Source organism: Arcicella sp. GW821-FHT09D11 (assembly GCF_059416265.1).
On sequence record NZ_JBWKOV010000001.1, the window covers coordinates 43,175 to 65,320 of the forward strand.

Genomic DNA, 22,146 nt, shown 5'->3' on the forward strand with positions numbered 1-22,146 from the left:
TTAGACAACTTTTGAAAAGTTGTCTAATCTAAAACCCCTTCACAAGCTACCCCCCATTAACATTATAAAAAATCAAACTTAATGCTACAAAAACCATTACACAGCTTAATTTTAGAGAAAATTTGCTCAACCTACTCAGCATGAAAATCATAAAACTCTTAAAAATTAGCTCGCTGGTTTATTTATTGATTCCTACTTACCTTTTTTTACTGACATGGGTAAAGCTTGAAATTGGTATCTCTGCTTGCTTGATAATTAGTGTTTTTGCTTTTCAGTATCTTAAAAATCTTCAATCTAATGATTTTCGTACGCTGAAAAATCCACTCTCTTGGCTTACGGTTTTTGTAGCTTTTATCCTTGCTTTACTTGTTAATTTATTGGTGGGTATCGGTGAATTCAGAGAGCAATCGATTGATTTCATGGCAAATAACCTAAAATACCGTGACCTTGTCCAAAATCAATGGCCTTTGTATTATCCAACATTTAAGGTTTATATGTGCTATTATTTAGGCTATTATTTACCTACAGCAGGCTTGGGAAAACTCGTTGGGTTAGAATATTGTCGGTATATTTCTTTGATTTGGAGTACCACTGGCACTTTCTTGGTATTTGTGTGGGTTAGCACTTTTCTAGATAAATACAGGATTATGGCTATTGCTGTAATCGTCTTGTTTTCAAATGCTTGGCTATGTTATAAAGTCATTTATTGGCTAGATTTTCAGACTTATATCTATCCTCCCTATCATGTAAAACTCCATGCTTTCTGGCTAATGCGTCCATCTTTTTGGGATGGATTTTCTTTAGCCCCACAACATATTTTACCTGCTTGCTTGGGTGCGTGTTTTATGTTAGAAGCCAACCTTGTAAAGAAAGTAAATTTAGATGAAATCTTATTGATGTTATTAGCCACCATGTATTGGAGTCCGCTAGCAAGCATTGGTATTTTCCCTTTTGTATTGTATTATTATTTAAGTAATTGGTCGATATTCTTTCAATGGAAAAGTATATTACTAAAGATAATGATAGTAATAGCTTTTAGCCCACTAATGATCTACTTTCTAAGTACACAAGGTGTAAATCATGGCAATACCTTATTTATGTGGCAAGCGGGGATTAATCAATGGTATTGGTGTTATCTCTTTTACATCGTTTTCAATTTCTTGACGTGGTATTTTTTCCTAAGACAATTCGAGCATCCTTTCAAAAAGATGGTAGAGGTTTCATTGTTGTTTCTCATCATTATTCCCTTGTATCAAATCGGTATTGCTAACGATTTAAACATTAGGGCTTCTATTCCTGCTATGCTCATTCTTACGGTAGCTATTGCTTATGTCTTTGTGCATCACCGTAGTCGTAAAACATTTTATTGGTTGGGCATTGCATTCTTTTTGATTAATACCTTGCCTACTTTACATCAAGTTTACAAAAGTATGTTGCCTTCAAAACCACAGACTACCATCGTAAAAGCGGACTATCGACAATTACATAATATGTTATCTTTTCAACAGGTAATGTACGGCGATAGCACGGCTGTGTTGGAATACTCTTTGAAGAATGGTTCTTTTTTTGAGAAGTGTTTGTTGAAGAAGTAGGGGTATTTTAAATATATTTCCCTTAAAATTCTCAAAATTCATTTTCTATTAGCTGGTGACTTAAGTCACCAGCTAATAGAAAATGAATTTTGAGAATATAACATAAGTCCTTCTCCATCAGAAATATCATTGTTAATTTAATTTCAAGCAACCATAATATTTTCCTAAAAAACAAAAAACTCCCGCTCAAGTGAACGAGAGTTTTAGAAACCTAACCACTAAATATTTAAAATTTTACTGAGCATTTAAAATACTGTAATCATCTTTTGAGCGATTTCTTTTTGCACAAGATGACAGTTTATGCTACTTTTCTGTTGTCTTTATTAACGTTACTAGTCCTATTTCTCTTTGACTTTCCTTTTCGGTATCATACATTAGAAAAACTGTCTGATAGTTTTTTGTTTGTACCGAAACCTGAAAGCGTTTATTCATATCATCACTTATTCATTAGTACGATAAAAAATATCTTTAGGTGACAAGGTTAGTCCATTATTTTTCATCTACTTTATTGAATTTATCAAAAACGTGCGGACTAGTAATTGAATTATCTAAAACAGTGGGCGGATTTGTGTAAAGAAACGATATTTAGGAATTTAAAGAAGTGGCATATTTTACTAGCATCTGTGGCAAAGGTAGAAACAGGGTATAAAAACAAAAAAATAAAGGAGTCCAAACTTATAAATCTGCACTTATTTATTGAGCGATTGAGTGAATTGTGAGTTATTGGGGTGGGAATAAATCAAATAAAACTAGTAGATAATAATCAAAAACATTACCTACTAAAAATCACTAATCCATAATTATAATAACTCACTAATTCACAATTAATAACTCACTCATTCACTAACTCACAACTCACTCAATCACTCAATTACACCATTCTTTCTTTACGGTATTCTGCTGGGGTTTGGCTTGCGTATTTTTTAAAGACTGCATAAAAAGATGATTTTGAATTGAAACCACATTCATACCCTATGCCTTCCAAAGTAAGGTGCATATATTCAGATGCTATCAATTTCTTTTTGGCTTCTTCTACCCGATAAGTATTCACAAAATCGAAGAAGTTTTTTTGGAAGTGCTGATTCAAGATTTTAGATAATTGATAGCTAGGAATCCCTAAATCGTCTGAGAGTATCTTTATAGTAAGTTCAGCATTCAGGTAAGGTTTATTAACTTCCATAAACTGGAGCAAAGTATTGATAAAACTATCGTCCAGCGTTGGCATGGCTACAACGACTTTTGTTTCATCCAATTTTGGAATTCCCTTTTGATGTATTTCTTCTGAAAAGGTTTCTAATGTAGTAAACAGCTCTGGATGAGCATAAGCTTTCCAAGCAACGAAGCTTAAAATTGGTAATTGCATCAGTGGCACATAAGGGAAAAACTTGATACTTATCAAGCCATATCCCAAGGGCAATACGAAGTGGAAAATCATCAAAAAAAGTAAAATATTAAATAGCCAAACCAGTCTTAGTTTTTCGATATTCGAAAAATAAGTAGTTAATGCTAAGCGATATTTTAACAATGCAACCAAAGAAGCTACCAAATAGGAGACATTTGAAAGATATAGTAGTAAATGGTAAGGTCTGTTGACGGGGTGTTTATCAAGCTTGATGAGTGTTACATACTGATGAATTTCGTTAGTAGGAATAAAGAATAGTTTACCATAAAAGAAAACGGTAGCGACAATGGCAGGCACAAAATGTAGATAAGTAATGCCCTGATATTTTATCGTTTTGCCTGTATAAGTCTTTACAAAAAAGTATAATAATACCCCCCAAAGAAACCGAAACCCTGCGCTAAAATGAATAAAGTAAGGAATATGATTAATAATATCAGATAGTCGGAAAGCAAAAAAATGCAGATTGCTTATAGCTTGAAGTAGAAAAAGTAAGCCCAAATAAAGATTACTTTCCGCATTGTTATGCCGGTTTTTCAGAAAGAAAATAGCCAAGCCAAGCAAAAATAAAACACTCCCAAAGCCAATCCAATTAAAAAGCATTTTGTTCAATTGATTTTAAAACTCAGTATTTCAATAAAGTCCAAAATCAAATTTACACAAATTTTGTGTTTTATGATGTATTGATAGGGAAAGCTCAATAAGCCCCACGCAATCTGTCTGCCAGTTCGTTAGGCAAAGGACTTTGTATAAGTGCCTCCGCGGCTTTTTCTACATCATATTTTACACGCTTAAAAACAACTTCAATCTCTGATGAATTGGGATGGATTGTTAATAGTACATAACACCCCCTAATATCTCCGTCTTTGGGTTTGCCTAAGGAACCGATGTTGATGATATGTTTTTTCTTACCATCTCGCTCTATTACCTGATGATACGGTTTATGCGAATGTCCAAAACATAAAATATCGGCCTTGGCTTCTACCATGATGGCGTCTACATCATCTTCATCCATATCTGGCAAGATATACTCCGTAATACTTCTCGGACTAGCATGTACCATCAACATTTGTTTCTCTGTGCCTTGAATAAAGAACGATAGTCGGATATGGTGTGGTAATGACAATAGATATTCACGATGCTGTTTTTCTATGATATCATAGGCATACTTGCTAGCCGTTATTTCACTTTCAGATTCAAAAGGTAGCGTAACTTTAATATCATGATTACCCGCTAGCGTAGCAATTCTTCTTGATTTAATGGCTTCAATTACTTCATTTGGCCAAATATGGTATCCCACCAAATCGCCCAAGCAATAAATGGCATCAGGTTTTTGCTCTTCTAGGTCTACAAAAAAAGCATCTAAGGCAAGGATATTGGCATGTATATCACTGAATAAGGCAATTTTCATACATTTATGATTGTAGTTGAGCTTCCGTTGAATAATATTTTTTCCTAAACCAAAAGGCTAAATTTACCAAGGCAATCAGTGCGGGAACTTCAACCAAAGGACCTATTACTCCCGTAAATGCCTCACCACTATTAATTCCAAAAATACCAATGGCTACGGCAATAGCCAATTCAAAATTATTACCTGTAGCTGTAAAAGCGATAGAGGTACTTTTGGAATAATCTGCCCCAAATGTTTTACCCACAAAAAAGCTTAGGATAAACATAATGACAAAGTAAATCACTAAAGGAATGGCTATTAACACAACATCAAAAGGGATTTTCACGATTAATTCTCCTTTTAAGCTAAACATTATTACTATCGTAAAAAGTAAGGCTATCAAGGTAATGGGTGAAATAAAAGGTACATACTTTGTTTGAAACCATTCTTCTCCTTTGATTTTTATCAACATATATCTACTAATAAAGCCTGTCGCAAAGGGAATCCCCAAATAAATAGCTACGCTTTCGGCAATTTGCCCAATGGTAATATTTACTTCAAGTCCAGTTAAACCAAAATATGGGGGCAGAATAGTAATAAACACATACGCATACACACTATATAAAAGTACTTGGAAAATACTATTGAGGGCTATTAGACCTGCGGCATATTCTCGGTTTCCTTCCGCTAATTCGTTCCAGACTACTACCATGGCTATGCATCGAGCCAATCCTATCAAGATTAAGCCAACCATGTATGCTGGATGTTCTCTCAGAAAAGTAATGGCTAATAAAAACATCAAGATTGGACCAACAAGCCAATTTAATATCAAAGAAGCTGTTAGCACTTTGGTGTTTTTGAAGACTTCGCCCATGTTTTCGTATTTTACTTTGGCCAAAGGTGGGTACATCATCAGTATCAAACCAATTGCCAAGGGAATATTAGTAGTGCCATGCGAGAAGGAGTTAATAAAAATAGCGCTTGATGGGAAAAAATAGCCCAAGCCTACGCCTATCCCCATTGCTAAGAATATCCAAAGGGTGAGATAACTATCTAAAAAGCTCAATTTTTTACGTTCAGCTACGGGAGCACAATGATTAGCAGACATATTTATTGAATATTTGAAAAGACAAAAAGAGTTTCTTGGGCAATCTGACGCGACCGTTCTTCATATTTAGCCTCTTGAAGTGGAGTATTATCAAAAGCCTTGGGATCATCATAGGTAGTACCTATTCGCAGTTCTACGCCTGGAATAAAAGGACAGTTTTCTTCTGCATCCGAGCAAGTCATGATGGCAGCAAAATGTTCTTGTGGATTTACGACATCATTATATACTTTTGAAAAACAAGTAGTGCTTTCGTTTTCACTAAACCACACGGTATAAACAGGATTATTAGTACTGTCACCACTTTCAATTAAAAAGCCTGTTCTTTTCAATGCATTAATCGCATTGATATTAAAAGCTGTGGCTTCTGTGCCACCAGAATAGGTTTTTACATTTTGCACACCATAATAAGATGCCGAAACGGCTGCCCAAATTTGCCCGAAATGACTTCTTCTCGAGTTGTGCGTACATACATAAACCAATTGGATAGGCTGGTTAGCATCTTTCTTAGCTTGAATGTATTTACTAATTTTTAGCAACAAAGTTTGTCTTTGGTCAGGAATAGCATCGAATGAATTAACTAATTCATTGCATAGATTTTTGATTGGAGGATACATTATTTCAATAATTTTAAGCTTTTAACAAAGCACTAAGCTATTAACAGCAAGATTGGGTTTTGGGAGTATAACCATCGAAAAGGGCATTCAAAATATCTTGAAATTTCTTCCATGTGTTCTCGTCGATACAATAACAAATGGCATTCCCTTCAATATCACCTTTAATTAATCCAGCATTCTTTAACTCCTTTAGATGTTGTGATATGGTTGCTTGTGCTAAAGGCAATTCATTTACGATGTCTCCACAAATACATGAATCTACCTTTATTAGATAGTCCAGAATGGCAATCCTTGCAGGATGTGCGATGGCTTTAGCAAGCATTGCTAATTGATTTTGACGTTCGGTGAAGTAGTTAGTTTTGGTTGCTCCCATGTTTTCTCATTCATTTATCGTAATATTACGATAAACATTTCAGAATGACAAATCGTCAATTAGAGAAAAGAGGGAAATAACAATTTAATCATTGATTAATCACTAGCATACGTGAATATTTAACTTATCAAAAGCACCGATGATTATTTATAAGCTATTAATGACAAACCTTTGTAGTTTTCTATTTTTAATGAATATCTTGCACAGCATATAACATAGTTTTTATATTGAGCGTTGAATATTATATAGATTACCATAAAATTCCTTTACAAATGAAAAAACTACTTTTAGCAGCTTGCTTACTCTTTGGGTCAGAAAGTTTGTTTTCACAACAAAAATCAAACTATAGTCAGTACGATTTGTTCAACCCTTTGTTCAATTATACGCTCTCTACTCCCACTAGAAGTGGAACAGGTGCCCCTGGTACTACTTACTGGCAAAACTCAGCTGATTATAAAATCAATATAGCATTAGACGACGAAAAAAATATAGTTGAAGGCGATGTAGAGATTACCTACAAAAATGCTTCGCCTGATAAATTGAATTTCTTGTGGTTACAATTAGACCAAAACCAATTCAACACCAAATCACGTGGAGGACTTACTACGTCTATCAATGGTGGGCGTTTTGGTAACACAAGTTTTGAAGGAGGCTATCAAATAAAATCGGTAAGCATCGATGGCAAACCTGCTGACTTTTTAGTAAATGATACCCGTATGCAAATCAAATTGGCATCGCCACTGGTTGAACGCAATGGGATTACTAAAATCAAAATTTCTTATTCTTTCCCTATCCCAAAATATGGCTCAGACCGTATGGGAACGCAAGAAGTAAAAAACGGAACTATTTACGAGATGGCTCAGTGGTATCCTAGGATGTCTGTTTATGATGATATTGAGGGTTGGAACGTATTGCCATACTTAGGGGCTGGCGAGTTCTATTTGGAATATGGCAATTTTGAATATGCTGTAACAGTACCAGCATCACACATTGTAGTAGGCTCTGGCGAGTTGACTAATCCAAATGATTGTTGGACTGCTGACCAAATCAAGCGTTTTGCAGAAGCATCTAATAGTGATAAAACTGTAACAATTTTGGGCAAAGATGAAGTAGGAACAAGCACATCTCGCCCCAAAAAAGAAGGGAAAATCACATGGAAATTCCGTTGTACGAATGCGCGTGACGTAGCCTTTGCTAGTTCAAAATCATTTATTATTGATGCTGCCAAAATCAATTTACCAAGTGGTAAAAAATCATTAGCGATGTCAGCTTATCCAGTTGAATCAGCAGGCGATAAAGCATGGGCACGCTCTACCGAATATGTAAAAGGTTGTATTGAATATTATTCAAAATGGTTGTATGAATATTCTTATCCAGTAGCAACCAATGTAGCAGGTTCTATTAGTGGTATGGAATATCCGGGTATCGTATTCTGCGGAATGCGTGACCAAACCGAAAGTCTTTGGGGTGTAACAGACCACGAATTTGGACATAACTGGTTCCCAATGATTGTAGGCACGAACGAACGTAAGTTTGCTTGGATGGACGAAGGTTTCAATACTTTTATCAATTTTTATTCGACTGATAATTTTAATAACGGAGAATACAAAGGCAATAAAATAGATATGCACCAGATGTCGAAACAGCTTTTCAGAGAAACTGCCGAGCCTATCATGAATATCCCTGATGTTATCCAACCAAATAGCTTAGGCTATGAAGCTTATTATAAGCCCGCTATTGGCTTGAAGCTGTTGCGTGAGCAAATACTTGGACAAGAACGTTTTGATTATGCTTTCCGTGAGTACATTAAACGTTGGGCATTTAAGCATCCAACTCCTTACGATTTCTTTAAGACGATTGAAGATGCCGCTGGCGAAGATTTATCTTGGTTCTGGAAAGGTTGGTTTTATGAAACTTGGAAACTAGACCAGTCTGTAAAAGATGTACAGTATATAGAACAAGACCCCAAAAATGGTGCAATTATCGTGATTGAAAACTTAGAGAAATTAGCCATGCCTGCCGTTGTAGAAATGGAAATGGTAGGCGGAACTAAGGAAAGAGTTACATTACCTGTAGAAATTTGGCAAAGAGGCGGTACTTGGACTTTTAAAACAATGACCAACTTACCCCTAAAATCGGTAACAATAGACCCAGACCACGCTTTCCCAGATTTCAATTCAAAAAATAATACTTGGAAGCCTTTAAATTATAAGGCTCCTAAGCCGAATTAAGGATTTATGAAAAAGGGTTAGCCAATGGTTGACCCTTTTTGATACATTTTAGTGAATTTATATTGACGAAAAAGCAATGTGCAAAAATTGCACATTGCTTTTTCTGATATTAATTTAATAGCCCAAAACAAACCCTTACTTTATATGCAAAACACAGATTGGCTAGCAATGGCTAAAAGAATTCAGGCAATTGCTCAGGCTGGATTATTTTATACAGAAAGTGCTTACGATAAAGACCGTTACCAAGAATTATCTGACCTCAGTGTACAAATTTTAGAAAAATTAACTGACGAACCTATCGAAAAATTTGGGGCTTTGTTCACTAATGAACGAGACGGTTACCAAACACCTAAAGTTGATGTACGAGCAGTAGTCTTTAATGAAAAGGATGAAATTTTGATGGTAAAAGAAAGAGTAGATGACCGTTGGGCATTGCCAGGGGGCTGGGCGGATGTTGGCTATACTCCTTCGGAAGTGGCAGTAAAAGAAGTACAAGAGGAAACAGGATTGGATGTAAAAGCAGTACGTCTATTAGCTGTAATGGATAAGAAAAACCATCCACATCCACAGGAAGCTTGGTATGTGTATAAACTATTTATTCTTTGCAAAAAAATAGGTGGTGAGATTTTAGTAAATACTGTAGAGACTTCAGATATTCAATATTTCGGTATTGGAAACCTCCCTCTCCTTTCAGAGCCTAGAAATGTTCTTTCCCAAATTGAAATGATGTTTGAATACAAAGATAATCCTGAAAAAGAGGTGTATCTTGATTAGCTATCAGCCGTGAGCTATGAGCTATCAGCTTTGAGTTTTTATATTATTATTAATGATATATTAATTAAAAAGCTCAAAGCTGATAGCTCACGGCTCATATCTAAAGAAAGCCTTTTCAATACTTCAATACAATCGTCGTATCGTTCTTAAAATATCTTTTTACAGTTACATCAAAACTTCCTGCTTTTTTAATTAAGGTATTTTTCGGCATCATCAAATCCCCTAATCCAGCCTTCTCGTCTCCTAAATCTACTGTTTGTACTTCTCCTTTGGCATCAATTATTTGAAACATATAGTGAATCTCATTATCTGGAGGAATAATATTGACCCATTTTTTGGCAACTTTTCCATCCCAAGCCATCTCTTTTATATCAGAAACACCTTGATATACTCTGTGTGTATCGTTTTTCCCTCTGAAGTATTCTATCGCATAAATAACGATTACCACACCCACAATCAAAGGGGTTAATTTACTCGACAAAAAACTCGGGGCTTTGGCAGAAGAATTATTTGCTCCGCCAAGCATATTGCCAATTAAAGGCATTTTTAGTTTTGGGCGAGGTGGACGACGACGTGGCGATGCTTGTTCCATTATTTGCTGTTGTTTAATATCAAAGGTTAAATATAGATAATATATTTCTAAAACTATATTTTTAGTTCACTATTTTAAATGATTAAAAATATTAAATAAATAAAGTTCCTTTTAGCATATTGAATTACCGCTAAACATAGTTTTTGTAAAACGCTGATTATAAAGGCATTATTTTTGAGGGATATATTTTTAAGATTTTATAAAGTACCAATCTGCAATATTATTATACAGAAATTGTTTTTAAAAGCGTTGAATGAACTAAATTTGTAAGTATTCTATTTTTAGTTTGTAATACAAATGATTGAGAAAATTAATTCAATCATTACTTCTAAATGATTAAAACCCAATACAATGATAAATTCAATCACAAAAGCAGTAACAAAACTGTTTGGCACAAAATCAGAAAGAGACATCAAGGAATTGATGCCTTACGTGATTAAAACCAATGCAGAATTTGCTACTCTTCGCAATCTTTCAGACGAACAGCTCCGTCAACAAACCGCTGACCTAAAGGCTATTATACAGAAAAACCTTGCAAAAATTGATGCCGAAATTTCTGATCTAAAATTAGAAGTAGAAGCTAACCAAGAGATGTCTGTTGATGCTAAAGAAACAATTTTCAATCAAATTGATAAATTACAGCTTGATCGTGATAAACAACTAGAAGTAGTATTACTCGAAATTCTTCCGAAGGCTTTTGCCGTAGTGAAGGAAACCGCTCGAAGGTTTACCGAGAACAAGAAACTGGAAGTAACCGCTACGATTCACGATAAATTTATTGCTGCTAAAAAGAAAAACGTTGAGATTGTTGGTGAAACAGCCATCTGGCATAACAAATGGCTTGCGGCTGGTAATGAAATCGAGTGGAATATGATTCACTACGATGTTCAACTAATTGGTGGTGTGGTACTTCATCAAGGTAAAATTGCCGAAATGGCAACGGGTGAAGGTAAAACATTAGTTTCTACTTTACCTTGTTATCTAAATGCTTTGGCTGGGCAGGGTGTACACTTAGTAACTGTAAACGATTACTTAGCTAAACGTGACTCTGAGTGGAATGCTCCTTTATTTGAATTCCACGGTTTAAAAGTTGATTGTATTGACAAACACGACCCTAATACGGAAGAACGTCGTCAGGCCTATTTGGCAGATATTACTTACGGAACTAACAACGAATTTGGGTTTGATTATCTACGTGACAATATGTCACGTACTCCAGAAGAGCAAGTACAACGCAAGCACCATTTTGCCATGGTCGATGAGGTCGATTCAGTTTTAATTGATGATGCCCGTACTCCTTTGATTATCAGTGGACCAATGGCCCGTGGTGACGAGCAAGAATTTGATGCTTTCAATCCTTTGGTGGCTCGTATGGTTGAGCAACAAAAGAAATTGGTACAAGATTTCTTGGTAGAAGCGAAAAAATTGATTGCTGCTGGTAATAAAAAAGAAGGTGGCTTGGCTTTATTCCGTGCTTTCAGAGGTTTACCAAAGTCTCGTCCAGTGATTAAGTACTTGTCTGAAACAGGTATTAAGCAGATTTTACAAGAAACAGAGAACATCTATTTGGCTGAAAATCAGAAATTGATGCCAGAAGCAGATGCTCCGTTGATGTTTACGATTGAGGAAAAAAACAACCAAGTAGAGATGACCGAAAAAGGTCTGAACTTCATGACTCGCATGGTTGAAAATCCTGATTTCTTCGTTATTCCTGACTTATCAGTTGATTTGAATCAAATTGAGCAAGCGTTAGGCATTACAGAACAAGAACGTTTGATTAAGAAAGAAGCTTTAATCCGTGATTATTCTGCTAAAACTCAACGTATTCATACTGTTAGCCAATTGTTGAAAGCCTTTACTTTATTTGAAAAAGACGTAGAATATGTATTAGACGAAGGGAAAGTAAAGATTGTAGATGAGTCTACTGGTCGTATTATGGAGGGGCGTCGTTATTCAGACGGTTTGCACCAAGCCATTGAAGCCAAAGAAGGTGTAAACATCGAAGATGCTACCCAAACTTATGCTACGATTACTTTACAGAACTTCTTTAGAATGTACCACAAACTTTGTGGTATGACAGGTACTGCCGAAACTGAAGCAGGTGAATTCTGGACGATTTATAAATTAGACGTTGTAACGATTCCGACAAACCGCAAGATTTCTCGTTTCGATCACGAAGATAAAGTTTACAAAACTGTTCGTGAAAAATACAATGCCGTTGCAGACGAAATTCAAGAATTAGTAAATGCTGGTCGCCCAGTATTGGTGGGTACAACATCTGTTGATAACTCTGAATTATTAAGCCGTATGCTTACAATTCGTAAAATTCAACACAATGTATTGAATGCCAAACAGCACGCTCGCGAAGCAGACATCGTTGCAGAAGCTGGTCAGGCGAGTAAAGTAACTATTGCTACTAACATGGCGGGTCGTGGTACGGATATTAAGCTATCACCAGAGGCTCGTGCTGCAGGAGGTTTGGCCATTGTAGGTACTGAAAGACATGAGTCACGAAGAGTTGACAGACAGTTGAGAGGTCGTGCTGGTCGTCAAGGTGACGTAGGTTCTTCTCAGTTCTTCCTTTCATTAGAAGATGACTTGATGCGTAAGTTCGGTTCAGACCGTATCGCAAAAGTGATGGACAGAATGGGTATGGAAGAAGGCGAGGTAATTCAGCACTCGATGATTACTTCTTCCGTAGAGAGAGCTCAGAAAAAAGTAGAAGAAAACAACTTTGGTATTCGTAAGCGTCTATTAGAATATGATGACGTAATGAACTACCAACGTAATGCGATTTATAAGCGTCGTCAAAATGCTCTTTTCGGAGAACGTTTGGCGTTGGATATTGCCAATAATACGTATGATGTATGTTCTGAAATCATCCAAAATAATATTAGTTATGATGAATTAGAATTACGTTGTATTGAAATTTTAGGTATTGAACCTCCGTTTACCCGTGAGGAAATCGGCAGATTGAATACACAACAACGTACTACACGTTTGTACGATGCGGCTGAAAAACAGTATCATATTAAAAACAAAGGTCTGGCTGAAAAAGTAGTTGCTTTTGCTAATGAAGCCATCACGCATGGTTATGCTGGGATGCAAGTCCCTTTGATGAGTGGCACGATGATGTCGCAATTGTTTGCTGATGCCCAAGAAACCCTTGACACTAATGGGCGTAAATTGATTCAAGAAATGGAAAAATCAATCGCTTTAAGTTTGATTGACCAAGAATGGAAAGAACATTTACGTGATATGGACGATTTGAAACAATCGGTTCAAAACGCAAGCTACGAGCAGAAAGACCCATTGTTAGTCTACAAATTTGAAGCGGTTAAGTTGTTTGAACGTTTCTTAAGCAGAATCAATTTGGATACAGTAAGTTTCTTGATGAAAGCAGATATGCCAGAAGTTCAAGAAGCTGAACCAGCGGCACAACAACGTCGTCAGGCACCACAGCCAAAACTACAAGTACAAAAAGATGAAGCGATTTCTTCTTTATTGGGAGGTTTAGCAGGTGGTAGAGGCGACGAAAACGATTATCATGACCCAAGTGCTCAGGTAGTTGAAAAAGTTGCTCCACGTCAGGCAGTAAAAATTGCTGACCGTAATCAAAGAGTAACGGTTCAATATCGTGATGGTTCAATCAAAGAAAACATCAAATACAAAACAGTAGAACAAGATGTAGAAAAAGGCATTGCAGTAGTAATTGCGTAATGCTATTTTGATAAAATTTGTTGCAAATGCCTCAATCGAAAGATTGGGGCATTTTTTGTAACGCAGTCGCTCGGTTTCACCGAGTGACACCTATTCGCATAAGCCCTCTGGGCGAACTGTGAGTTTTTTTTATTCATTTTTGGGAAAACCCATTCTATATCATAATCCAATATCAAAAATTTAAAATACATAACGTAGCTAAAATTTTAACGCTATTCTCAAAAGTACTTTTGTAATTGTTCAGGAATTTAGGTAGTTTGCTTATGATTGATAACATAAAACTAGCCTTATCACCCCAACAATGTTACTCACAGATATCGCTCAATATCGCCTATCGAAACACCAACTTGTTGGGACAGATTTTACATCGCCCAAAGATATATTGGCTTATTTTGGCGCAATGCAAGCACAAGATTATGCAATGGCAAAATGGGCTATTGGGTTAAGATTAGGAATTAATGAAGAAGCCATCGAACAGGCTATCAATAATGCCGAAATCATCCGTACGCATATTTTACGCCCTACTTGGCACTTTGTCTCTGCCGAAGATATTCGCTGGATGTTGATGCTTACAGCTCCGCAGATAAAGCAGAAAAATGCAGTGATGTCTAAAAAATTTGAGTTAGACAGCAATATCCTAAATCATTGCAAAGCGATTATCGAGAAGATTTTAAGAGATAATCAGCACCTGACTCGTGATCAAATAATGCTCGAACTCAATAGTCATGGTATTCAAACGGATGATATTCGTTCGGCATTAATCATGATAGATGCTGAACAAGACGGTATCGTTTGCAATGGAATTATGCAGGTCAAACAGTTTACCTATGCTTTACTTGATGAAAGAGTTCCTCCTACAAAAATGCTTAGTAAAGAAGAAGCTCTGGCAACATTAGCAAAAAAGTATTTCCAAAGTCATGGACCAGCTACCTTACAAGATTTCATTTGGTGGTCGGGATTAACTGCGGGTAATGCTAAAATGGCTTTAGAACTCATTAAACCAACACTTCATTATTTCGCGATTGAACATCAAACTTATTGGTTTACTGAACTGACTAATTATAAAAATCAGTCAACTCCATGTATTCATTTTTTACCTGCTTTTGATGAGTTTTTAATCAGTTATAAAGATAGATCGGCGTCGCTTATTCCTTCATTGAACAAAGATATTATTACAGCTAATGGCATTTTCAATCCTTCCATATTGGTCAATGGGAATGTAATAGGTTCATGGAAACGTAGCTTTAAAAAAGATACAGTTCATATAGCAATGAACTTTCTTAATTCAACGATAGAGGCACAAGAAATATTGAAAGCAATAGAAAAATACGGAAATTTTGTAGGTAGGAAAGTAAATCTTAAAGCATAAAATATGATTCCAAGAATAGAGACCTTATTAGAAAAGAAATTAGTTGGAAAAGGCATCCAAATGTCTTTTGCTGATAATAAAACAAGGATATTATGGCAAAGTTTTATGCCAAGAAGAAAGGAAATACCCAATACTTTAAGTAATGATTTATATTGTTTGCAAGTCTATACGTCATCTCATGATTTTATCAATTTCAATCCAACGGCAATTTTTGAAAAATGGGCAGCGATGGAGGTAAGTGATTTTGATAACATCCCAGAAGGCATGGAAGCCTTTACGCTGAAAGGTGGATTGTACGCTGTATTTATCCACAAAGGAGCTGCTGCAACTGGTCCACAAACTTTTCAATACATTTTCGGGACTTGGTTGCCAAATTCTGAATATGATTTAGACGACAGGGTTCATTTTGAAATATTGGGTGATAAATATATCAACGACGACCCTAATTCTGAGGAGGAGATTTGGATACCTGTTAAACAGAAATCATATAATTTTGATACTAATTCACTGATTTCCTTATATTTGAAGCAAGATTAGACAACTTTTAAAAGTTGTCTAATCTAAATCCTAAACCTTATACAAACTTTGAACCCATGAAAAATACATTCGCCTTCATTATCACCATTTTTATATTTATTGCTTGTAAACCCAAAACAGAAGTCAATACTAACGAAACATTTGTAAAACAATATTTCGAGTATTTCAACAAACATGAATGGCAAAAGATGGCAGATATGTATACTGAAACTGCCGACTTCAAAGACCCTTCCTTGGGTCAAGGTATTGTTAAACAAACAAGAGCACAAACCTTCAAAAAATACAGCGAGCTGAATCAACTATTTCCTGATTTAAAGGATTCTATCACTAGCATTTATCCTTCAGGTGATACCTACATTGTAGTAGAATTTATCTCTACTGGCACTGCTCCTGATAAATCTGTTTTTAAATTACCTATCTGTACAATTTTCACCATTGAAAATGGACTGATTACTAAAGACTTTACCTATTACGATAATTTTGAATAGCAGATAAAAACTACTTTTTTTATCAAAACGGAAATATAATACCTACTTATCCATATTTTTCTATAAAATAAGCTTTAAACTGACCTGTTTTGCCTGCTTTTAGGCTTTATAGCCCTTGTTATCCTTAGTGAATTTAGCCAACTTGTAAGCACATCCAATCTAATACTCTCTTATAACTATGGCTAAGTTTTCTCTTATCTTACTTATTAGCTTTTGTGCGGCTTTATGGAATAACTTGATGGCTCAATCAAAAATCGATAGCCTTCTTCCTACACGGGGTTTTTGCATTACTGCTCCCAAAGCACAAAAAATTGACGATTTCGTTAAGTTTATCCAAGAAGAACTTGCTCCTCGACAAGTAAATACGTTGATTCTACGGGTTGACTATAATTATCAATTTGAAAGTCACCCCGAACTCAGAGACCCTGAGGCTCTTTCTAAAAAAGATGTTAAAAAATTGGTAAAGGTTTGCCAGAAAAACAATATCCGCATTATCCCACAAATCAATTTATTGGGGCATCAGTCTTGGGCAAGCACCACTACTAATTTACTAAAGGTATATCCAGAATTTGATGAAACGCCTGCTGTAAAAATGCCAGAAAAATACGTTTGGCCTAATCCAGACGGATTGTATTGTAAAAGCTATTGTCCTCTACATCCAGGAGTACATAAAGTAGTTTTTGAGCTTGTGGATGAAATCTGCGAGGCATTTGAAAGCGAGGCGTTTCATGCAGGAATGGACGAAGTATTTTATATTGGCGATGATAAATGTCCAAGATGTTCGGGAAGAGATAAGGCGGAGTTGTTTGCAGGAGAAGTAAATGAAATCAGAAATCATTTGGCATTAAAAAATAGAAAACTTTGGATTTGGGGTGACCGTCTAATTGACGGCAAAACAACGGGCATTGGTATGTGGGAAGCTAGTTTTAACAACACTCACCGAGCTATTGACCTGATTGCGAAAGACGTTACCATCTGTGATTGGCACTATGAACGTCCTGACCAAACGGCTGTTTATTTTGCGATGAAAGGGCTAAACGTAATCACTTGCCCGTGGAGAATGCCCAAATTTGCAGTAACCCAAACACAGGATATGGTCAAATTTAGACAGTCGGCCACCTCAACGATGAAACCGCATTTTCAAGGAATGATGCAAACGGTTTGGTCTAGTGCTGAAGGTTTTTTAGATGAATTTTATGGAAGAAATTCCAATAAAGTAGCGGAAGAAAACACTTCTGCTAATTGTTTTAGAGCAATGTTTTCAGAGATAAATCGCCTTGAGAAATAATAGCTAACTTATAAACTGATGGAAACCAAACGTATTTTTTCAATCGATATATTCAGGGCATTAACAATGCTGTTAATGATTTTTGTAAATGACCTCTGGACATTGAAAGATATACCTCTTTGGTTAGAACACACCGAAGCCGAGCAAGATGGTATGGGACTGGCTGATACTGTCTTCCCATGTTTCTTATTTATCCTTGGCATGGCTATTCCCTTTGCCATTAAAAATCGTATTGCCAAAGGCGACACTCCTCTACAGCTAACCAAACATATCATTACGCGTTCGATAGCTTTACTAATCATGGGCGTGTTTACGGTAAACGTACCAGAAATCAATGAAAGAGCTACGGGAATGAGTAGTGAAGTATTCCAGATATTAATGGTGTTAGGCTTCTTTTTAATTTGGAATGTATATCCAAAATCAGATGCTACTAAAAGCAAAATATTTGTGGGACTACAGGCTTTAGGAGTAATCCTATTATTAATATTAGCGTATATTTTTAAAGCGGGACCTGACAATAATATAATAGGTATGACGCCCCAGTGGTGGGGAATTTTAGGTCTTATTGGCTGGACTTATCTTACAGCAGCCCTTATTTACTTATTTACCTATCAAAAAACATATCTACTCGTTTTTTTCACTGTGCTTTTCAATCTTTTTGCCATTGCTGGTCATGCAGGATTGTTACAGAAAATTTGGAGTACAGGTCCTTCTGATTGGATTTTGGCGAATGGTGCTTTCTTTGCTTTTGCCTTCGAAGGTATCATGGCTAGTGTGTTGTTAGAACAATATGCTAGTTCTGAAAATCGTCAAAAACTGGTAAGGGTTTATGTGATAATCGGTATCGTATTATTAATACTGGGCTTTATACTAAGACAGTATTTTATTATTTCAAAAATTCTAGCAACGCCTACTTGGGTTTTCCTTTGCTGTGGTATTTCCTTTATTTTCTATGCTTTAATTTATTACGTCGTTGACATCAAAGCAAAAGCTCATTGGTTTAAAAGTATCAAAACTGCGGGTACTAGCACGCTGACTTGCTATTTGATTCCTTATTTATATTATAGCATCGCTAATTTATCAGGTATTGCCTTACCTGCTTTTCTCACTACGGGTATAGTAGGCTTAGTAAAATCATTGATTTACTCGTTTATCATTATTGGTATTGCTACTTTACTGGGTAGAATAAATGTTAAGTTAAAAATTTGAGGTTTGTGGCTCGACTTGGAAAGTCGAGCCACTTATCCTTTCAATTTATCTTTAATCAAGTCTAAGTTATCTTCATACGATGCCCCAATCGGTATTTCTATTCCTTGGATAAAAACTGCTTGGCGGGCTATTTTTTCTACTTTATTATACGCAATAATGTAGGAACGATGGATACGGACAAATAGCTTTTCGGGTAATACTTGTAAAATATCAGACATGGTTTGACGACTGAGCAATTTGCCATTTTTCAACATAAAGGTGAGGTAATTTCCTTCGGCTTCGATGTATAGTATATCATCAAAGAACACTTTTTCTTCTTCATAGCCCGTCTTGATAAAAATAAAATCTCGCTCCTCTCCTTCTTTCAATTGTTTGATCGATAGTGCCTTGTTGCAGGCTTTCATAAAACGAGCCAGTGAAAAAGGCTTCAAAAGATAGTCGAGGGCATCTAGCTCAAAACCTTGAACAGCATATTCAGAATAGGCTGTGGTAAATATCACCATCGGTACTTTCTGCAAACAGTGGACAAACTCTATCCCCGATATGTCTGGCATTTTGATGTCTAAAAAAATAAGGTCTATTTTATTGTTTTGTAGATATGGAATCGCTTCGAAGGCATCCGTAAAAGTTGCCTTCAAATCCAGAAAGGGAATTTTGGAGGCATGAATTTCTATTACTTCTAATGCTTTTGGTTCGTCGTCGATAGCAATGGCTGTCATTTCTTTTTGAGTGATTGGTTTGTTTAAGTGATTAGTGAGTGGTTTCTTAAGTGATTGGTAAATAGTGATTAGAAAATTATTTATACGTGATTTCTTTGTTGAAGTGTAATAAATATAGTGTAAAATTAAGACATTAGCTGTTTGCTTTAAAGTAAACACACATCTAATCACCAATCACTATTTACTAATCTCTAAAAAACCAATCCCTCAAAAAATAACAAACGTTAATGCCACAAAATAATCCTGTTCCGATTGTTGAATATCCAAGCTATATCGTTGGGGGTAAATCAACTCTAGTCGTTTTTTTACATTTTCTAGCCCAATCCCAGACGAGTGTTTTTCTGTGTCGTTTTCTTGTTTAGGATGTAAGGAATTATGTACTTTAAAATAAAGTTTATTGGCATCAAAAGTAAGCGTAATATATATCCAAGAGGGTTTTCTGAAACTAATACCGTGTTTAAACGCATTTTCTACAAACGGATTCAACAACATCGGTGCTATGTAAATTTCATGATTGAGTGGCTGAATATTTACCCGAATTTCTATCTCGTGAGATTCATCCAAACGCATTCGCTGAATATCGATAAAATTCTCTAAATACTCAATCTCTTTACTTACTGGAATACGGTCTTGGTGGTTTTCGTGCAACATAAACCGCATCATATCGCCTAGTTTCTGAATACCAGTAGAGGTTTTATCTGCATTTTCTTTCAATGCAACAGCGTATAAGGTATTTAGAGCGTTAAACAAAAAGTGTGGATTTATTTGTGTCCGCAAAGTATCCAGTTCAGCAGATTTCTTAAATACTTGTGTTTGTAATTGTTTCTTTTCTTCAAAGAATATCCAACGAATAATGGCTGAGATTCCTCCGAATACATTGGGCAAAATAACCGTTCCTGCAAAATATCCTCTATTGCCCATTCTATACCAAAGTAAATATAGGATGATAACCGACAGGAAATAGGAAAAAATCAATAGCGTAGGTACTATCAGGTTTTCTCGTTTACTATAATTGAGCTTTACAAAATAAGGAATTATCTTTTTATAACAGAAATAATGGATTCCAACCGTTAAGAGAATTTGAGTAACCCCAGTGACAAGCCCCGTACTGCCTACAATTAGGTTCGCTACTTTTCCAAAAAGGGCAAAAAAGGTAATAGCAAATACACTTATCCCCAGAATAACATTACTTAGTATCTGATGCTTAGGTGCTTGTTTGGTTTCATACAATTCGGCAGTATAATAATATAACTGGGCAACAACTTCGTAAAAACCGATGATAATCATTACCCCAAAAGCGTCTGTCAGCACATGTAATTTTCGGTAAAGAGAAAACACTTTAAAACCAATAGCATTCCCGTAATCATCATACCGAAACCGCCAAAAAAGTTTAAACTCTTTGAATACATAACAACTAGCTACTACCAAAGCCATTGATAAAAGTAATAGGATAATTGTGGAGGCATCAATATGCTTCTTTTTGATTTCAGGGAAAACAATAAAATGAAAAATACCCCATGCTATAGTAAAAAGTAGTGCGGCAACTACTGTTGGAAATATATTATTGACATATTGATTATAGTCAGAAAGGTCTGCCCAAATAATACGGTTACTTATAGGAATATGTTGCAGGTATTCTATATCAGAATCAAAATCAGAAGCAATCCCAAAGAGCCTTCTGAGGATGTAAAGGGTAATGGCTAAAAGAATAAAAAACAATTCGTAAGGTCTGAGTCTCTCGTGTGCATTCATGTCGTTTTTTTTCTTCAAAACTAGTATGCTAGCCTTTTGCGTATTTTAAAATGTTTTAAACACATGGATATTTGGGGTGAAATGTAAGATGTTATCATTTTTAGAGGGTAAAGTCAGTATTATTTTATCAAAGTGTCCTGTTTTTTCCCAAAAGAATAATAGAAAAGGACAGAAAAATAAAAAAAAATCATTTTTTATTAAATAATTTGGTATTGGAAAAATACAACGATTACCGTTATCACCACTCTACCTTATAGATTTTAAAATAGCCATTTGTCCATTAAAATTGGCAATTTATGGGTAGATAAACCCCTATTTTAAGTATATATATCATTAGCATTTTTTTTTATCTCCGCGTAGTGGATGTTGATTTTCAGCATATTTACACTAATTGACTATACTATGCTATATATTCACTTGTCTGTTAAAAAGTATGGTATAACACTTTATTTCAGCTTTTTACGAATCATCACTCATTAGCCTCATGAGCTAAATACTCTTGTTAATCTTTCATTTTTTTTTATCAACAAAGTAGCAAGACTATACAGCGTATACTTAATTATTCTTTTATTTTTTTAAAATATACTCTCCTCTTGTTGACCTCCTCAAAAAAATAATTAAAAAAAAATTACAATTCAATGAGTATCAATAATTGCACTATTCCGACATTTAACAGTACTTACAGGATGGTACATGATGGTCAGGGAAAGCTTAATAGGTTATTTTACAATAAATAATTCATAAAATACAAAAATGGTTTTTATGAATTAGGTCAAATCAGTCTTTAATAGGCTAGAAAAAACAAACAATTTCAAGATTATTAAACCATAAATCAAACTTTTTTATCCCTAAAAGCTAGTCTAAAAGGGTTTTCCCAAGTCCAAAGTATCATTAAATCACTATATAACACAAACTATTTTATATGAGCAAAACAGTACTTCTTCATAAATTACTTGAAATGTGTTAAGGAGACACATACTCAAACAAAGCC

Annotated in this window: 18 protein-coding genes; 9 read left to right on the forward strand and 9 right to left on the reverse strand. The window is 35.4% G+C overall.

Translation table 11 applies throughout. The features are described 5' to 3' along the window. Positions 1–140 precede the first annotated feature (140 nt). Positions 141–1,592, forward strand: a complete 1,452-nt coding sequence (locus tag AC07N0_RS00135; protein ID WP_494587652.1) for a hypothetical protein — start codon at positions 141–143, stop codon at positions 1,590–1,592. 303 nt (positions 1,593–1,895) lie between these two features. Here AC07N0_RS00135 and AC07N0_RS00140 read toward each other — a convergent pair whose 3' ends face one another. From AC07N0_RS00140 to AC07N0_RS00165, 6 genes are all read right to left on the reverse strand, one after another. Continuing rightward, positions 1,896–2,024, reverse strand: a complete 129-nt coding sequence (locus tag AC07N0_RS00140) for a hypothetical protein (RefSeq protein ID WP_494587653.1) — start codon at positions 2,022–2,024, stop codon at positions 1,896–1,898. A gap of 439 nt (positions 2,025–2,463) precedes the next feature. Next, the gene (locus AC07N0_RS00145; RefSeq protein ID WP_494587654.1) at positions 2,464–3,594 is read right to left on the reverse strand and encodes a helix-turn-helix domain-containing protein; all 1,131 of its coding nucleotides are present in this window, start codon (positions 3,592–3,594) and stop codon (positions 2,464–2,466) included. A 94-nt stretch (positions 3,595–3,688) separates the two neighbouring features. Beyond that, positions 3,689–4,402 (reverse strand): metallophosphoesterase family protein, encoded by a 714-nt coding sequence (locus AC07N0_RS00150; protein WP_494587655.1) that lies wholly within the window; start codon positions 4,400–4,402, stop codon positions 3,689–3,691. Between the two features lie 4 nt (positions 4,403–4,406). After that, entirely contained in the window at positions 4,407–5,489 is a 1,083-nt protein-coding gene (gene arsB / locus AC07N0_RS00155) for an ACR3 family arsenite efflux transporter (protein WP_494587656.1), read from the reverse strand. A 2-nt stretch (positions 5,490–5,491) separates the two neighbouring features. Further along, positions 5,492–6,103, reverse strand: coding sequence for a low molecular weight phosphatase family protein (locus AC07N0_RS00160; RefSeq protein ID WP_494587657.1), 612 nt, complete (start codon positions 6,101–6,103; stop codon positions 5,492–5,494). A gap of 40 nt (positions 6,104–6,143) precedes the next feature. Next, positions 6,144–6,476, reverse strand: coding sequence for an ArsR/SmtB family transcription factor (locus tag AC07N0_RS00165; RefSeq protein ID WP_494587658.1), 333 nt, complete (start codon positions 6,474–6,476; stop codon positions 6,144–6,146). A gap of 272 nt (positions 6,477–6,748) precedes the next feature. On the opposite strand from AC07N0_RS00165, the gene AC07N0_RS00170 reads away from it, so the two are divergent. Beyond that, positions 6,749–8,707: a M1 family metallopeptidase gene (locus AC07N0_RS00170; protein WP_494587659.1), complete on the forward strand. Its 1,959-nt coding sequence runs from the start codon at positions 6,749–6,751 to the stop codon at positions 8,705–8,707. A gap of 144 nt (positions 8,708–8,851) precedes the next feature. Then, positions 8,852–9,481 carry an NUDIX hydrolase gene (locus AC07N0_RS00175; RefSeq protein WP_494587660.1) on the forward strand — a complete coding sequence of 210 codons (630 nt, stop codon included), beginning with the start codon at positions 8,852–8,854 and terminating at the stop codon, positions 9,479–9,481. Between the two features lie 115 nt (positions 9,482–9,596). Here AC07N0_RS00175 and AC07N0_RS00180 read toward each other — a convergent pair whose 3' ends face one another. Then, a complete protein-coding gene (locus AC07N0_RS00180) occupies positions 9,597–10,073 on the reverse strand; it encodes a hypothetical protein (protein WP_494587661.1) in 477 nt (158 codons plus the stop codon). A gap of 351 nt (positions 10,074–10,424) precedes the next feature. Between AC07N0_RS00180 and secA the strand changes: the two genes are divergently transcribed. The 6 genes from secA (at position 10,425) to AC07N0_RS00210 (ending at position 18,684) form a co-directional block, all read left to right on the forward strand. Further along, positions 10,425–13,793, forward strand: coding sequence for a preprotein translocase subunit SecA (gene secA / locus AC07N0_RS00185; protein WP_494587662.1), 3,369 nt, complete (start codon positions 10,425–10,427; stop codon positions 13,791–13,793). Positions 13,794–14,094: 301 nt separating this feature from the next. After that, on the forward strand, positions 14,095–15,162 hold the full coding sequence (locus AC07N0_RS00190) for a winged helix DNA-binding domain-containing protein (protein WP_494587663.1): 1,068 nt from the start codon (positions 14,095–14,097) through the stop codon (positions 15,160–15,162). Between the two features lie 3 nt (positions 15,163–15,165). Then, positions 15,166–15,699: a GyrI-like domain-containing protein gene (locus tag AC07N0_RS00195; RefSeq protein WP_494587664.1), complete on the forward strand. Its 534-nt coding sequence runs from the start codon at positions 15,166–15,168 to the stop codon at positions 15,697–15,699. A gap of 56 nt (positions 15,700–15,755) precedes the next feature. Next, positions 15,756–16,187: a nuclear transport factor 2 family protein gene (locus AC07N0_RS00200; protein WP_494587665.1), complete on the forward strand. Its 432-nt coding sequence runs from the start codon at positions 15,756–15,758 to the stop codon at positions 16,185–16,187. A gap of 178 nt (positions 16,188–16,365) precedes the next feature. Beyond that, on the forward strand, positions 16,366–17,475 hold the full coding sequence (locus tag AC07N0_RS00205; RefSeq protein WP_494587666.1) for a family 20 glycosylhydrolase: 1,110 nt from the start codon (positions 16,366–16,368) through the stop codon (positions 17,473–17,475). 18 nt (positions 17,476–17,493) lie between these two features. Next, entirely contained in the window at positions 17,494–18,684 is a 1,191-nt protein-coding gene (locus AC07N0_RS00210) for a DUF5009 domain-containing protein (protein WP_494587667.1), read from the forward strand. 32 nt (positions 18,685–18,716) lie between these two features. Here the strand turns inward: AC07N0_RS00210 and AC07N0_RS00215 are convergent, their stop codons facing one another. Then, positions 18,717–19,403: a LytR/AlgR family response regulator transcription factor gene (locus AC07N0_RS00215; protein WP_494587668.1), complete on the reverse strand. Its 687-nt coding sequence runs from the start codon at positions 19,401–19,403 to the stop codon at positions 18,717–18,719. Positions 19,404–19,610: 207 nt separating this feature from the next. Beyond that, entirely contained in the window at positions 19,611–21,155 is a 1,545-nt protein-coding gene (locus AC07N0_RS00220; protein WP_494587669.1) for a sensor histidine kinase, read from the reverse strand. Positions 21,156–22,146: the final 991 nt, after the last annotated feature.